The following is a 14,449-nucleotide window of genomic DNA, read 5'->3' on the forward strand; positions in this document are numbered from 1 at the left end:
GCCGACGTTCTTTTTTATACAGGTTTATCCGATGCAATAAATTGAAATGAAATGTAATCCTGAATAGGGATCCATGCCCCTATTCCTTGTGAGGTCACGTTTTTGACAACAATCATTTTCTTATTACCTTTGAGCATTAAGTAAACTTCTCCGTAAGTAACTTTCCCTTTTTCATTTACCGCAGGTACGTATCCATACAGGTAACCAAGTCTTTTGGGAGCGATGTTGTAGACATGCCCCTTCTTCGTCCCTGCTCCAACTACGGTTTGGAATGAGAGAGGAAGATTTGTTTTTTCCGCTGCTCTCAGTAACATCATTTTTTTCACATCATCCGCTTGTGGCACTTTTGCTGTTAAGCCACCCTCTACAACCTTTTGGGCTTCTTGAACATAGTGAATTTGATAATTCGCCTTGCCTCCTCGATTATCATAATAATTCGTATTCACTTTTTGATATTCCCAGTTAGGAGCCGTTTCGGTTGATTCATAGTTTAAAGGCCAATGACCTAAATAAATCACCGCACGGTAACCGAGCGCAAATGGCGTACTATTCACACTCGTTTCATTAAGCATCCGGATTAAATTTGGATTCTCAATTTTCACTTTCGTTGTTGCAATCAAATCAGACGTCAGCTCACTTGGCTGCAAAGTTGGCAAATTCTGCGTTGGATTTGGGTACGTATTTTCCTTCGTAATATTGAGGACCGAATCTGGGACCTTTATATCCTCAACCTTTTTGGCTGCTAGTGCATTCGGTATGGACAATTGCAAAATAAATAGTCCAACTACTAAAAAGGGTATCATTTTTTTCATAATGAGTAGAACTCCCTTCACAATATGTAGGAGTCAATTCCATTCGTCACGTATCATCTAGAAATCAACTCGTATACATAGTTTTTTCAGAGTTCTACCATCTTATCCATAATTTAATTTATCGGATTAATTCAAAGCTCTCTTCTATCTCAATACTGTCCAAAACAGATTGAACCATCGAACAATTTTTCCTCGTTAACACCATGATTTTCTCCATTTGATGCTCTTCGATCTGTGCACCAGTAATGGTAAAATGCAAATGCACTTTCTCCACTTTGTCTGCCTTGTCAGGATTTCTTTCCACATCCGCCTTAATATGAATATCATCATAGCTAATTCGCTTTTTCTCTAAAATTTTTCTCATGACGCCACCACTACAAACTGCGATTGATGAGACAAGCAACTGAAATGGGCGGAACCCATAATTCTCATCGCCAGCGATGTTCAATCTACCGTTGGCTGTTTCTGTATAAAAACCTACTTCTTTCATTTTAAACTCCATATTGTTCACCCTCTCTTCATCCTAATAATAAAAAAAGTTCTGCAATTTTACAAAGATTCCTTCTTGCCAAAATTCCCTATTATCAGTTAACATCAGGAAGAATATTGGAAATCACGGGGTATACACAAAATGAACATAAGGCTTTGGATTCTCGTAGGTATTGTTGCGATTTCTGGATTTTCTCAAGGAATGCTCATGCCGCTTATTGCAATTATTTTTGAACAGGATGGACTTTCATCTTCCATCAACGGATTGCATGCAACAGCCATTTATATCGGAATATTAGGCATTTCACCATTTATGGAAAAACCGTTACAGAAACTCGGCTTCAAACCAACGATCGTCATCGGCGGATTGATTGTTATTCTGTCTATGGCACTTTTTCCTGTATGGAAGTCTTTATGGTTTTGGTTTATCTTGCGACTTTTGATCGGAATCGGAGATAGCCTCCTCCACTTCGGAACACAAACTTGGATTACCTCCTTCTCCACTGCTGCCAACAGAGGACGGAACATAGCGCTTTATGGAGTATTTTTCAGTTTAGGATTTGCCGGTGGACCGATGATGACCCGACTACTCGAAATAAGTGAAAACTTACCGTTTATCTTATCCGCGGTGTTAAGCTTGCTCGCTTGGGTGACAATCTTTTTGCTAAAAAACGAATTTCCTGCTCAGGATTCAATCGAAGATACATCCTTTTTCAACACCTTTAAACGGTTTGGGAAAGTGTGGAAATATGCTTGGATTGCCTTCCTTCCGCCATTCTGCTATGGATTCTTGGAAGGGTCTTTAAACGGAAACTTTCCAGTCTATGCGTTAAGAATTGGTATTGATGTAGATTCCGTTTCGATCATATTGCCTGCTTTCGCCATTGGCACAATCGTTTTTCAAATGCCGCTTGGCTATTTAAGTGACCGTTACGGTAGAAAAAAGACATTAAGCTTTGTCATGAGCGCTGGTTTTCTAACCTTTATCGCGGCTGGAATATTTGAAGCATCAGAAGCCGCCCTGTTTACCTGCTTTTTTATTAGCGGGATGTTGGTTGGCTCCACATTCTCTCTTGGCATCACCTATATGGCAGACCTTCTACCAAGACAATTTCTCCCTGCTGGAAATATTATGTGCAGTGTCTTTTATGGGATTGGCAGTATGGCAGGACCATTTCTCGGAGGTTTAATGATTGAGTATCTAAAAGGAGTAAGTCTTTTCTATATGATTGGACTTATGCTTATTAGCATTTTTATTGCATTATTCTTCTTTAAACCACGAAAAGAAATGGAAGGACTCACTCTATAAAAAATACTTCACGAATCGAACACCTTCTGTTATAATTAGAATAAATATAAATTAATAGTTTTTAGAAATAAACCTGCTGTCATCCATTTGATGACAGCTTTCGTGTTTTTTAAGGGTACTGATGATGATTATTTTTCTCAATTAGATTATGTAATTGATATTAATTCTCACTACAAGAGGAGGACATAGAAATGGAAGCAGAAATGAACAGAGTAGCAGAAGTGCAAGCACATAACGAAAGTAGACTCGAGAAAATCAAGCCACATGCCGAATTGATTGCCGCGATTTTAAGTGGGGTTTTAATATTAATTGGTTGGATTTTAGAAAAAAATGAGTTCACGACGGCTTCGATTGTCTTGTTCCTTTTCGCATTTGTAATCGGAGGATTTGCAAAAGCAAAAGAAGGAATCGAAGACACAATTGAAAACAAAGAACTCAATGTGGAAATGTTAATGATTTTTGCCGCGATTGGTTCAGCCATCATTGGTTATTGGACCGAGGGAGCGATCTTAATCTTCATTTTCTCCATGAGTGGTGCGTTAGAGACTTACACAATGAACAAAAGTCATAAAGAAATCTCCGCTTTAATGGAGTTACAGCCTGAGGAAGCTTTGGTTGTCACAAACGGAATTGAAAAGATCACTGCAGTTTCTGATTTAAAAATTGGCGACTTGATTCTCGTTAAGCCAGGGGAACGCGTTCCTTCAGACGGCCGGATCGTCAAAGGACAAACAAATGTGGATGAGGCTGCCATTACAGGTGAATCGATTCCCGTTACAAAAGGGATTGATGAAGATGTATATGCTGGCACGGTGAATCTGAACGGATCAATAACGGTTGAAATTACGAAAGCGAGTACGGAAACCCTTTTTCAAAAAATCATCCAGCTCGTCCAATCCGCACAAAGCGAGAAATCCCCTTCTCAACTTTTCATCGAGAAGTTTGAAGGAACTTATGTGAAGGTTGTTCTTGCCGTTGTCGCCTTGATGATGTTTTTACCACATTTCTTATTAGATTGGACTTGGACGGAAACCTTTTATCGTGCGATGATTCTACTCGTTGTTGCTTCACCTTGTGCCCTTGTTGCATCGATTATGCCAGCAAGCTTATCAGCAATCTCAAACGGCGCAAGACATGGAATTCTATTTAAAGGTGGCGTCCATTTAGAAAATCTCGGACATTTAAAAGCCATTGCTTTTGATAAAACAGGTACGTTAACAAAAGGAAAGCCTGAAGTAACAGATGTATTTGTTTTAGAAGGATTAGACGTTGAAGAAATTTTATCAATCACAGCATCAATCGAAAGTCATTCGACCCATCCATTGGCAAATGCCATCGTACAATACTCAAAAAAGGAACTTCATAAACCACTAATGACACTCGAAAGTATAGAAGACGTTTCAGGTTATGGGGTTCAAGCATCTATTGCACAAGATAAATGGAAAATCGGAAAAGCTGATTTTGTTGGAAAAGATGCAGCCGATGCATTTCTAGATGGGGTAGCTCCAAAGCTATCAAGCGAAGGAAAAACGGTTGTTTTTGCGAAAAAGAATGACGCGATTGTTGGCGTTGTTGCCTTAAAAGATGTTGTACGTGACGAAACAAAGGAAGCAATCAAGACATTAAGAAAAAAAGGCATCTACACGGTCATGCTAACAGGAGACAGCCAAAGTACAGCTAACGCAATCGCAGCAGAAAGCCATGTAGATGAATTTATTGCAGAGTGCCTACCGGAAAATAAAGTAGATGAATTGAAAAAACTGAAGGAACGATTCGGACAAGTGGCTATGGTCGGAGACGGTATCAATGACGCCCCCGCTCTTGCAACAGCTAATGTCGGGATTGCCATGGGTGAAGGGTCTGGCGTGGCACTCGAAACGGCTGATGTCGTTTTAATGAAAAACGAATTGCCGCGTATTGCCGAAGCTATTAAACTATCAGAAAAGATGAATCAAATCGTGAAGCAAAATGTAATTTTCTCGATTAGTGTCATCATGCTACTCATCATCACTAACTTCCTTCAATTTATCGACCTACCATTTGGTGTCATTGGTCACGAAGGAAGTACAATTTTGGTTATTTTAAATGGCTTGAGATTGTTGAAGTCTAACTAATAGGAAGGCTCTTTTCGCAAACATTGTTGCTTTTGAGTAATAACTTGGTAAATACATTTTAAGTTTAAAATCAAATGAAAATCAGATGGCAGCGAAAAGTGCCGTGCAAAAATAATGTGTGAATAAGAACCTCGTAGGAAGTGTAAATGTCGGCTTTTGGACATTTACGAGAAAAACCACAATCATTACGAAAACAGCGAATAGAACAGCAAACTCACCTTTACTGGCGGGTTTGCTTTTTTAATAGATTAATTCCTTCCACTCATACTGAATATCAGGCAAATTTTCTTCATTTTCATACCCTCTACCTATTATTTCAAATCCATTCTTTTCATAAAATCTCTGTGCGTTTTTATTTATTTCAAAAGTGTATAAGGTTAATACTCCGTCTGATTGTGCTTTCGCTTTCTCTAGTAACGCTTGACCAATACCTATTCCTTGATAATCTAAATGAACATAAAGCTGACTTATTTCCGTTTTATTGTAGGCAACCATTCCTACTACTTTTTCATCAATCAATGCTAAGTCTATTTGAAATCGCTCTAGTAATATTTGATCTAAAAAATACAAATGACTCTCGAAGCTATGCTTTTCTTTCTGACCAATTGCTCGTTCTTTACTTTCTCTCCACATTTTCACTGTTTGCTCAGTATACTTAGGATCGTACTGAACAATTAAGATTCCGTGTTGAGCCATTATCATGTCCCTCAATTTCAATAGTATTTTTAGATTCTTTTTCTTTTACAAAGGCTGTTTTCTAAAAGATTGTTGTTTTTAGTTATAGTTTTATAAATAATTTAAAATGTAAAAAGGATTTGACATTTTTAAAACTAATGCTACAATAACAAGTGTAAAAAACTTTTTACATTTTTAACAAGGGAGGGAACTAAAAATGGATTATGTTAAAATTGTGTATTCAGTCATATTGTTAGTTAGTGGAATTTTGATTTTTGTTGCACCATCGTTTCAAAAGGGTGATGAAAGAAGGAAGTTTATCAACTCGAAAGCTCAATCATATGCGTTTATCGTAGTTATAGGTATGCTTATTTTAGAAGTTGCACAGTCAATTTATCTAACTATCCAGGGGAATACTTCTTACAATGGGAATGGAATTTCGCCCATAGTGTTTATGACGGTGATTTCAATTATATATCTGGTAACATTACTAATTTACAGAAAAAAATATGGTGATTAAATGAAAAATCACATTAGAGAATTAAGAAAATCAGCTAAATTATCCCAGGAAGAACTGGCTAAACTCTGTAAGGTATCCAGACAAACAATAAATGCAATCGAAAATGATAAATACGACCCTACTTTACAATTAGCGTTTGACATAGCCTCTGTTTTGGATACCACAGTAGATGGACTTTTCATCAGTGGTTCTATTAGAAAGTGATAAATTGACCTCATATCGAGGTCTTTTTTATGCACTCCTCAACTTTTGAACAGTTCCGTAATTTGATTTTTGACACGCTGAAATAAGCATTTGCTCCACTCGTTTTTCAAATGCTAAATTCTTCCCTAATTCAAGCCAACGAAACCAATAGAGATAGTTGTCCAAATATTTCATTGCAACTCCTTGAAACCTTTCCATCCAAGTCTTCAAACGATTATGAAAGTTATTGACGTGTTGAATGTGATAGATTCCCTTCTTTACACGCTGTTTTTGTCGTTCATTGACAGTTTCGTGCTGTAATCCCTTTATTCTGGCAAACTTTTTATAGTTCGTTGCTGTATCTGTACATAACAAAGCAGATGGGTGAATATACTCACCTATCACAGTATATTGTAGCCCCGTTCTCCAATAAATATTGTATGGCTGAGTCAGCATCTTCTGTCCAAACGACAATTTCACAGCCCCTATTTTGTCATGGCGATAACCCATGTACTTTTTTTGTCGATTCCTTAGTTGCTATGCCTACTTTGAAACCATCCAATACGAGTTCATAATGTACTGGCTCTCCATCGATTTCTGCAGCAAAGGTCTGAGCAAAACCTAATTTCTCCCTCCATAATTTTTTCTCTATCAAACAATTCAACAAATCAGCAGATAAATCCTCCCAACAACAATAAAATGACGTACGCCTATTGCATACGCCATTTCAACAGCTGTCATCCTTCAAATAACTCGATAAAGCGTTGATTTCCCCTCCGAGAATAATAATAATCCCAGATAGATAAAACCAAATTAACATGACAATCACGGCCCCAATACTTCCGTACATGGCCGAGTAATTACCGAAATTACTCACATAATACGAAAATCCACCTGAAACAACTAGCCAGCTTATTGTTGAAAAAGTCGCCCCTGGCAATGCATCAATACATTTAAATTTCTTGTTCGGTGCTAGCCAGTATAAAACGAGAAAGACAATAAAAATGATAAGGGCACTTAATAACCAGCGTATCATATTCCAAAAACCGAGAAAGAGATTTGAATAGCCAAATGTATCAAACAAATACAAGCCAATTTGCTTACCAAAAACAGGCAGTAGCAAGGCTACAATAAAGACAAAGATCATCGCTAACGTAAAAAGAACCGCGATTCCCCTTGAGACAAAAAAGGAGCGACTCTCCTTCACCTCATACGCTTTATTAAAGGCACGAATAATCGCATTCAACCCATTAGAGGCGGACCAAATGGTTGCGATAATCCCGAAAGATAGCAATGTACCACTTTGGTGGCTCATAATTTCTGTTAAGTTGGTATTGATGAACTCCATCGTCTCACCAGGAGCAAAATCTGCCACTACTCCAAGCATTTCTTCCTGTGTAATTGGTAAATAGGGAATCAACGAAACAAGTACAATCAATAGCGGGAAAAGAGACAAAAGGAAGAAATAAGCCAGCTGAGCAGCCAATCCAAATACATCATCCTCCTCAACTCTTTTCCATAAAAACAACAACCCTCTTATACTAAAAAGCTCCATTCCACCACCTCGGTTTATGGTTTTTCATAAAGCTCTTTTCTCAAACAATATTTTTCAAGAATAAGGAATTTCCTCTTCATCGTGAGCAAAAGCTTCCTTCGTATCTTTGACGATACCCACTACAGTTGGTGTTACATCTCTCAACTCTTCTACCTTTTCTGCTATAAACGATACATCCTCACTGACTTGTTCTACCGTCGAACGTAATTTGGAAGTCTTCACCTTAATTTTTTCCGCCATTTCAGTAGGATGACTAATATAATGGGATACCTCTTTTGTTCCTTTTTTGCAGCTTTCTACGACAGATGTTCTTGTTTGTCGATCGAGTAGGCTAATCGCGCCTCCAGCTAGAGCTCCAAGTAAAATGCCCTTCCAAAACTTATTGGTACTCATTAGCATGTCCTTCCTTTCCGTTTAAATCAGTTGTTTTGATATGTTCCAATAAATTCTTGCAGCCTTGTTCAACTAAATCAAAAACCTCTTGAAAATTCCCCGTATAGTATGGGTCTGGAACATTTTTTTCCTGAGTACTTGGAACAAAATCCAGTAAAACTTCTATTTTTGCCTTCGGATAAGCTGTTTTGAGCATTTCAATATTCCTTTTATTATCTGAATCCATGGCGATAATATATTCAAATTCATCTAAATCCTGTTCATGAATCTGCCGAGCCCTTAATCCTGCAGCACTAATGCTATTTTTCTCAAGAATATTTAGTGTACCTTGATGAGGAGGTTGTCCAACGTGCCAGTCTCCAGTCCCTGCTGAATCCACCTGGATCATCTTTTCTAATCCTTCCCTCTTTACTTCATGACGAAACATCGCCTCCGCCATTGGAGAACGACAAATATTCCCGAGACAAACAAATAACACTTTAACCATGTGACATTCCCTCCTTGCTTCCATTTTCTTTGATACCTATGTACTACGCAATACTTCTTTTAAAAATCTGTACCATTATGATATATTTAATGCCTGAGAGATGTTAATATTCATCTATGGACTGTGCATATAATTAATCGACTATAAAGTAAAGGCAGGGGATCAACATGAATTTATCAGTTGCTTCGATTGAAAATGTGGAATTTATGATTGAAAAAATTAAAGAAAAACTGAAAGTGCTCAACTTTGGCGCCATTAAGCCATCTCATTTTGATGAAAATATGTATGAAGAATTAAAAGAAATCTATGACTTAGTGATGAAGAAAGATTCCTTCAGCCCGAACGAAATGCAGGCCCTTGCAGAAGAGCTAGGTAACTTGCGCAAGCAATAAGCTAGAAAGTTTGAAGTTCATAAAGACAACTATCGGGAGAATCCAATGATTAGTGTCCGCATGAAGCCTTCATAAAGACAACTATTGCAAGTATCCAACGGATAGTGTCCACATGACCTATTCAATTCCAAAGACAGACAATTAAAAGCGAAGCTATCCCAAATGTAGATATTTAAACTACATCTCGGGATAGCTTCTTCGTATTTTACGCTTCTTGCAAAACCTCAGTAATAAGCAGTGTATGATGTTCCGCTAAAGAAATCTCTTCATTGGTATCTATGTAGCGAATATATGGACGCTGTAAGCTCCCAAGAATTTTCGTTACGATTCCTTCACGACCATTATTAAGTCGTACTTTTGTTCCTGGAATATAACTAGGAACCTGCTGCACGAAAAGGCTGATTAAATCCGCTTTAAACATGATATTGCTTTTGGTCATGACGTACTCCATCGCCTCATGTGGCGGTAATCCTTCTTTCGAAAGACTGTTTTCATAAAAATTCGCAATGGCACATACTTGTGCGAACTCATGGATTTCCTTTTCTGGAATTCCTCGAGGCTCCCCACTTCCATCAACTGCTTCATGATGCTGATAGGCAACATGAGCAGATAAGAGACTCACTTCGCGGATTTTTCTTAAGTACTCAAAGCCCACCCTTGCATGATGCTCTGTCTCATCGGAAACCGTTAAAACTTTTCCAATATCATGTAGCAGGCAACCCATCGCCAAATCCTTAATCTGAATTTGGGAGATGCCTAATTTCTTCGCTAATTGGAGCGCCAAAAGTGTGACATTAACAGAATGCGCATATTCTCTTAGCTCCTCTGCCAAAGAAGAAGTTGGAACTAAGAAAATCGCCTTTCGTTTCGAGACCTCATCGACAAGTAAAAGCACTTGTCTTTGAAGCTCCCGTATTGGAAGTTCCTTTTTTTCAACAACAGCATCATAAGCCTTCTTTAACACATCAATAGCATCCATCCAGTTTGGAATGTCGACCATTTCCTCCATCGTAATCCCGTAAGAAACGGCATCCTCAACGAATAAGTAACGGATGTCCAACCCCTTTATTCTTTGCAAATACGTTGGATGAATAGATCTCCCTGCTCCAAGTAAAACTCGTCGGTGCTTATCATAAATTGGCCGTGCCAGCTGCATTAGTTTTGGATTATAATCATCAATACTAATAAGTCTCATGTACTTCCCCTTCTAATCCATATTTTCTATGGGACCATTTTTGGCCAATTTCAGATAAAGTTTATTTTTGCTCAGTAAGAATAATTGGACCATCCTTGGTAATGGCAATCGTATGCTCGTACTGTGCTGAATAAGTTCCATCCACTGTTCTAGCTGTCCAGCCGTTATCATCCATCTTCATGTAATACTCACCAACGTTTACCATCGGTTCAATCGTAAAGACCATTCCTTCTTTAATTCTTGCCCCTTTTCCTGGTAAACCGTAGTGAGGAACATCTGGCTTTTCATGAATCGATGCACCTATGCCATGACCGATAAAATCACGGACAACTGAGAATCCTTCTCCTTCAACATAAGTCTGAATGGCATGACCGATATCTCCGATTCGATTGCCAACCTGTGCTTGCTCTATACCCTTATACAAAGCTTCTTTTGTCACTTCTAAAAGCTTCGCTGTTTCATCAGAAACCTTTCCAACCGCATAGCTCCATGCTGAATCGGCAAGAGCACCGTTTAGATTCACAACCATATCAACCGTGACGATATCACCCTCTTTAAGCGGCTCTTTACGAGGGAATCCATGGCAAATTTCATCATTTATACTTGCACAAGTAGCATACTCATATCCTTTATAACCTTTTTGCTCTGCTGTTGCCCCTTGTTTTTCAAGATAAGCATCAACAAATTTTTCTATTTCCCAAGTGGTGATACCTGGCTTGATCATTTTTGCAATTTCTTTATGAACAGAAGCAAGTAATTCACCCGCTTTTTGCATCATTTCAATTTCTCTTGGTGATTTTAAAACAATCATTTATGACCCTCCTTAATACGAGTACAAAAAGTACCTTACATAATTGTAATACTTTTCAACTCACAATCAAAATAAATTTTACCACTCATTCTTTCTTTAGCATTGTCACCATGAAATAATTATACTATTATGTAGATGAAAATATTGTTCTAACAATTTCCATAACTTCGAAAACTTATATAGGCTTTAGATTATCAGATGTGTTAAAATATTAGAAAGAACTTTTTCGTTCTGAATATGGAACTATTTTTAAATATTTGTTATGATAAAATTATTCATATTGATAAGGTGTGTGACTTGCATGATTGGTGATCGCGTAAAAAAACTCCGACAAGAAAAAAAGATGTCTCTCTCAGAACTCGCTGAACAAGCAGGAGTGGCGAAGTCATATTTAAGTTCCTTAGAAAGGAATCTTCAAAGCAATCCATCCATTCAGTTCCTGGAGAAAATCGCAGGTGTTTTGCGTGTCCCAGTTGATTACCTTATTCACGAGCACTTAAATGACGACGATCTTGACTCTGAGTGGATTAAAATCGTAAAAGAAGCGATGGATTCAGGTGTAACGAAAGACCAATTTAGAGAGTATCTTGAATTTAACAAATGGAAAATAGATCAAGGCAAATAGCCCGTTCATTTTTTGAACAGGCTTTTTTTAATGGTCTTTTAGGAGTGAGCAACAACGTATCTCAATTCTCTTTTCTGTTAAGAAACTCCCGAATTTCTTCTTTCTCTATCCCTAGGTTTTTTGCTTCTTTAATTAATTCAAGCCATTCCGTATCCAATCCCTCAATGCTCGTTCTCACTTCTATCACCATATTTCCCCCTAAAATTCGGATCGAATTTCAGCAGTCCAGCCGTCATAGCATCAATACCTACCTTAGACCCGCGACTTTGCGCCCCTATTTTTCAATAAGTTTGCCTTTTTAGCGTCCTATATTTTTTATCCCAAACTTAGTCTACTTCCTTTCTTGCAATAAAAGTGTAGGTATTTGTCATTAGAGTGAATTTTTCGAATATTATTTTCCTACAAAAATCGTCATTCCCTAACAGAAAAACTAATTTATTTTTCTCAATACCTCCTTATCTATGTATAACTACAACTATTTCTGTTTCTTTCTGTCGAAAATGCATGAGAAGATTTTTCACTGCTACGGACTTAAAATGAAAGCTATACCGAATTCTATAACTTCTGGTAGTTTTGTAGGAGCCTCTTTCTTGGGAAGGTTTTCACATGAATCCGTTCATGTGTGTTTGCATCAAAGAAAGGGCGTTCAGTTAAATCGTTTCCACATAAAGGGCAAGACCATTTGCCAAACTCACTACTACTAAAAGAAGGCCTATTACATTTCTCACAATTTTTCCGATACATGCTAATCACCTTTTCTATTGTTCTATAAACCGATGACATGTTCTTTATAAAGAATATATCTCTATTTTAGTACTTTTATAACAGTTTTAACACAGAGATAAATCGTCATATTTTTCTTTTTAACGAACAATATTCTTGAAATTTCGCCTTATTCTCGCATTTATCTTTCCTTTTTGTGTCATATTAAGTTTTGAATATTCTGTTAAATTTATTTGTCAAATTGGTGACAAAAAGAATATAATTACTATAAGTATAGGACGAAAGGTGGTAATGCAATGACATTCTTTCATGTTCTCAATTTTGCAATTCCCATTGCATCGATGATTGCTATCGGCTTTCTATTAGACCGGATGTGTAAACCAACAGTCAAGCAAGAAGAATCAAAGGATCAAAAAAGCTAACTTCAATAAGTCGTTTGTCGCGACCCTTTGAAGCTAGCTTTTTTGTACTTAATTCGTTGATGTTCTTGGTAAAATCAATATCTCTACACGGCGATTTTTTGCTTTTCCTTCAGCTGAATCATTGCTCGCAACTGGTTGGAACTCACCAAAACCTTTTGCGCTGAACCACTGAGGGTTTAATTGGTCATTCTTTAAAAGGATTTTCATAAAGTTGATGGCTCTCATGACACTCAGTTCCCAGTTCGATTCAAACTGAGGATTTTTAATAGGTACATTATCTGTATGCCCACTTATCACGATATTTCTCGGTGGACTCATAACAAGTAAATCTGAAATTTCACTTGCCGTCTTTAAATCTTCTGCTCTTACCTCTGAGCTTCCAGATGGAAACAACACATTGTCACGGATGGTTAGCAACAAACCTTCATCTGTTAAGGACGTATCAAGCTTATCGGTCAGATTCTTCTCTGCTATATAAGCTTCGACCTTTTTTTGGATGTTTTCAAGCTCAAGCTTTTCAATTTGCTTCGCTTTTTCTTCATTCTGTTCTTCGTCTTCTTCACTCTTCACATCATCAAGAGCTTGTGCCTCATTCTCAGGCATTGGACTTGGATATTCAAAAATTCCTGTTCCGCTTGATAAGGCTTCATTAAAAGCTTGTGACATAGCTTGTAATTTTTGTGCATCAACTGTGCTCATGGAAAACAATACGATGAACAATGCCAATAAAAGCGTTAAAATATCTGCATACGGTATGAGCCATGATTCATCAACATGCTCTTCATGGTGCTCTTTCTTCCTTCTACGTTTACTCACTCTTCTTCTCACCGCTTTCTTCTAGGAACTTCTTCCTGTCACTTGCTGGTAAGTAGGAAGCTAGCTTTTGCTCAATCACTCGTGGTGCTTCTCCCTCAAGAATGGATAATACGCCTTCAATCATCATATATTTCAATTTCGCTTCTTGCTTTGATTTTCTTTTTAGTTTATTTGCAAATGGGTGCCAAAGGGCATACCCTGTAAAAATCCCTAGTAATGTTGCTACAAAGGCTGCACTGATGGCATGTCCAAGTGCATCAATATCACTCATATCTTTTAGAGCTGCGATTAATCCAACAACGGCACCAAGTACTCCTAATGTTGGCGCGTATGTTCCAGCCTGAGTAAAGATCAAAGCACCCTGTTGATGTCTCTCTTCCATTGCTTCAATTTCTTCTGATAAAACATCGCGAATATAATCTGCACTTTGTCCATCTACTGCTAAAGAAAGACCATTTTTTAAGAAATCATCATCAATTTCACTTGTTTTTGCTTCTAATGCAAGAAGTCCTTCTTTACGAGCAAGCTGTGCCCATTCAGAGAACATGCTGATTAACTCTGAAGGATTCATTAACTTCTTTTCTTTGAATAAAATCCCGAATAACTTAGGCACCTTCTTGATTTCGCTTGTTGGAAATGCAATGGTTACCGTACCAATCGTACCCATAATAATTATTAGAATTGCAGCTGGATTTAATAATACACCTGGTTCTACTCCTTTAAGAACCATCCCTACTCCAACACCTATAACTGCAATCAAAATCCCAAGTAATGACGTTTTATCCATTTATAGTCCACCTATCCCTTAGCTTGTTTATTTATAAGAGTATCATTGTTTGAATCTATCATATTATTTATTTCGACAAGATTCTTGGAATTTTTAGTCGTTCCATCATAGTTTTTAAGAAAGGAATACAATTTTAAGAGT

19 protein-coding genes, 1 pseudogene and 1 riboswitch are annotated in these 14,449 nt (G+C 37.5%); of the genes and pseudogenes, 7 read left to right on the forward strand and 13 right to left on the reverse strand.

The features are described 5' to 3' along the window. Positions 1-14: 14 nt before the first annotated feature. Both FA727_RS15005 and FA727_RS15010 read right to left on the reverse strand, forming a co-directional pair. Entirely contained in the window at positions 15-812 is a 798-nt protein-coding gene (locus FA727_RS15005) for a YfkD famly protein (protein ID WP_136832139.1), read from the reverse strand. Between the two features lie 118 nt (positions 813-930). Then, positions 931-1,314: an OsmC family protein gene (locus FA727_RS15010; protein WP_136832141.1), complete on the reverse strand. Its 384-nt coding sequence runs from the start codon at positions 1,312-1,314 to the stop codon at positions 931-933. Between the two features lie 129 nt (positions 1,315-1,443). Here FA727_RS15010 and FA727_RS15015 point away from each other — a divergent pair, with 129 nt between their 5' ends. Both FA727_RS15015 and FA727_RS15020 read left to right on the forward strand, forming a co-directional pair. Then, positions 1,444-2,610 carry an MFS transporter gene (locus FA727_RS15015; RefSeq protein WP_194138537.1) on the forward strand — a complete coding sequence of 389 codons (1,167 nt, stop codon included), beginning with the start codon at positions 1,444-1,446 and terminating at the stop codon, positions 2,608-2,610. A gap of 191 nt (positions 2,611-2,801) precedes the next feature. Beyond that, the gene (locus FA727_RS15020; RefSeq protein ID WP_136832145.1) at positions 2,802-4,724 is read left to right on the forward strand and encodes a heavy metal translocating P-type ATPase; all 1,923 of its coding nucleotides are present in this window, start codon (positions 2,802-2,804) and stop codon (positions 4,722-4,724) included. A gap of 240 nt (positions 4,725-4,964) precedes the next feature. Here the strand turns inward: FA727_RS15020 and FA727_RS15025 are convergent, their stop codons facing one another. Then, entirely contained in the window at positions 4,965-5,420 is a 456-nt protein-coding gene (locus FA727_RS15025) for a GNAT family N-acetyltransferase (protein WP_136832147.1), read from the reverse strand. A gap of 196 nt (positions 5,421-5,616) precedes the next feature. On the opposite strand from FA727_RS15025, the gene FA727_RS15030 reads away from it, so the two are divergent. Both FA727_RS15030 and FA727_RS15035 read left to right on the forward strand, forming a co-directional pair. After that, on the forward strand, positions 5,617-5,919 hold the full coding sequence (locus tag FA727_RS15030) for a hypothetical protein (protein ID WP_136832149.1): 303 nt from the start codon (positions 5,617-5,619) through the stop codon (positions 5,917-5,919). After that, on the forward strand, positions 5,920-6,123 hold the full coding sequence (locus FA727_RS15035) for a helix-turn-helix transcriptional regulator (RefSeq protein ID WP_136832151.1): 204 nt from the start codon (positions 5,920-5,922) through the stop codon (positions 6,121-6,123). It begins immediately after the preceding gene. Between the two features lie 27 nt (positions 6,124-6,150). Here FA727_RS15035 and FA727_RS15040 read toward each other — a convergent pair. The 5 genes and pseudogenes from FA727_RS15040 to FA727_RS15055 form a co-directional block, all read right to left on the reverse strand. Continuing rightward, positions 6,151-6,507 (reverse strand): annotated as a pseudogene (locus tag FA727_RS15040) (IS1595 family transposase); the annotation flags it as partial. 88 nt (positions 6,508-6,595) lie between these two features. After that, positions 6,596-6,766, reverse strand: a complete 171-nt coding sequence (locus FA727_RS24080) for a hypothetical protein (RefSeq protein ID WP_158318881.1) — start codon at positions 6,764-6,766, stop codon at positions 6,596-6,598. A gap of 63 nt (positions 6,767-6,829) precedes the next feature. After that, on the reverse strand, positions 6,830-7,657 hold the full coding sequence (locus tag FA727_RS15045) for a YihY/virulence factor BrkB family protein (protein ID WP_136832153.1): 828 nt from the start codon (positions 7,655-7,657) through the stop codon (positions 6,830-6,832). A gap of 54 nt (positions 7,658-7,711) precedes the next feature. Next, positions 7,712-8,050 carry a YtxH domain-containing protein gene (locus FA727_RS15050; RefSeq protein WP_170209275.1) on the reverse strand — a complete coding sequence of 113 codons (339 nt, stop codon included), beginning with the start codon at positions 8,048-8,050 and terminating at the stop codon, positions 7,712-7,714. Then, complete coding sequence (locus FA727_RS15055) at positions 8,037-8,537, reverse strand: low molecular weight protein-tyrosine-phosphatase (RefSeq protein ID WP_136832157.1); 501 nt, start codon at positions 8,535-8,537, stop codon at positions 8,037-8,039. Before FA727_RS15055 ends, FA727_RS15050 begins: the two co-directional genes overlap by 14 nt. Positions 8,538-8,704: 167 nt before the next feature. Here FA727_RS15055 and FA727_RS15060 point away from each other — a divergent pair, with 167 nt between their 5' ends. Further along, positions 8,705-8,929 (forward strand): DUF1128 domain-containing protein, encoded by a 225-nt coding sequence (locus FA727_RS15060; RefSeq protein ID WP_136832159.1) that lies wholly within the window; start codon positions 8,705-8,707, stop codon positions 8,927-8,929. 205 nt (positions 8,930-9,134) lie between these two features. Here the strand turns inward: FA727_RS15060 and FA727_RS15065 are convergent, their stop codons facing one another. Both FA727_RS15065 and map read right to left on the reverse strand, forming a co-directional pair. Beyond that, a complete protein-coding gene (locus FA727_RS15065) occupies positions 9,135-10,124 on the reverse strand; it encodes an HD-GYP domain-containing protein (protein WP_136832161.1) in 990 nt (329 codons plus the stop codon). Positions 10,125-10,185: 61 nt separating this feature from the next. Continuing rightward, positions 10,186-10,935: a type I methionyl aminopeptidase gene (gene map / locus FA727_RS15070; protein ID WP_136832163.1), complete on the reverse strand. Its 750-nt coding sequence runs from the start codon at positions 10,933-10,935 to the stop codon at positions 10,186-10,188. Positions 10,936-11,236: 301 nt separating this feature from the next. Between map and FA727_RS15075 the strand changes: the two genes are divergently transcribed. Then, entirely contained in the window at positions 11,237-11,560 is a 324-nt protein-coding gene (locus FA727_RS15075; protein WP_136832165.1) for a helix-turn-helix domain-containing protein, read from the forward strand. A gap of 61 nt (positions 11,561-11,621) precedes the next feature. On the opposite strand, the gene FA727_RS15080 is transcribed toward FA727_RS15075, so the two are convergent. Next, the gene (locus FA727_RS15080; RefSeq protein ID WP_136832167.1) at positions 11,622-11,750 is read right to left on the reverse strand and encodes an anti-repressor SinI family protein; all 129 of its coding nucleotides are present in this window, start codon (positions 11,748-11,750) and stop codon (positions 11,622-11,624) included. 26 nt (positions 11,751-11,776) lie between these two features. Further along, a riboswitch (cyclic di-GMP riboswitch) is annotated at positions 11,777-11,865 on the reverse strand. 714 nt (positions 11,866-12,579) lie between these two features. On the opposite strand from FA727_RS15080, the gene FA727_RS24965 reads away from it, so the two are divergent. After that, positions 12,580-12,705, forward strand: coding sequence for a hypothetical protein (locus FA727_RS24965; protein ID WP_281280901.1), 126 nt, complete (start codon positions 12,580-12,582; stop codon positions 12,703-12,705). 48 nt (positions 12,706-12,753) lie between these two features. Here the strand turns inward: FA727_RS24965 and motB are convergent, their stop codons facing one another. Continuing rightward, positions 12,754-13,521: a flagellar motor protein MotB gene (gene motB, locus FA727_RS15085; RefSeq protein ID WP_136832169.1), complete on the reverse strand. Its 768-nt coding sequence runs from the start codon at positions 13,519-13,521 to the stop codon at positions 12,754-12,756. Beyond that, complete coding sequence (gene motA / locus FA727_RS15090) at positions 13,514-14,308, reverse strand: flagellar motor stator protein MotA (protein ID WP_136832171.1); 795 nt, start codon at positions 14,306-14,308, stop codon at positions 13,514-13,516. The genes motB and motA overlap by 8 nt, the downstream gene beginning before the upstream one ends. Positions 14,309-14,449: the final 141 nt, after the last annotated feature.

Origin of the sequence: Robertmurraya kyonggiensis, assembly GCF_005116465.1 — a bacterium.
GTDB lineage: Bacteria > Bacillota > Bacilli > Bacillales > Cytobacillaceae > Robertmurraya > Robertmurraya kyonggiensis.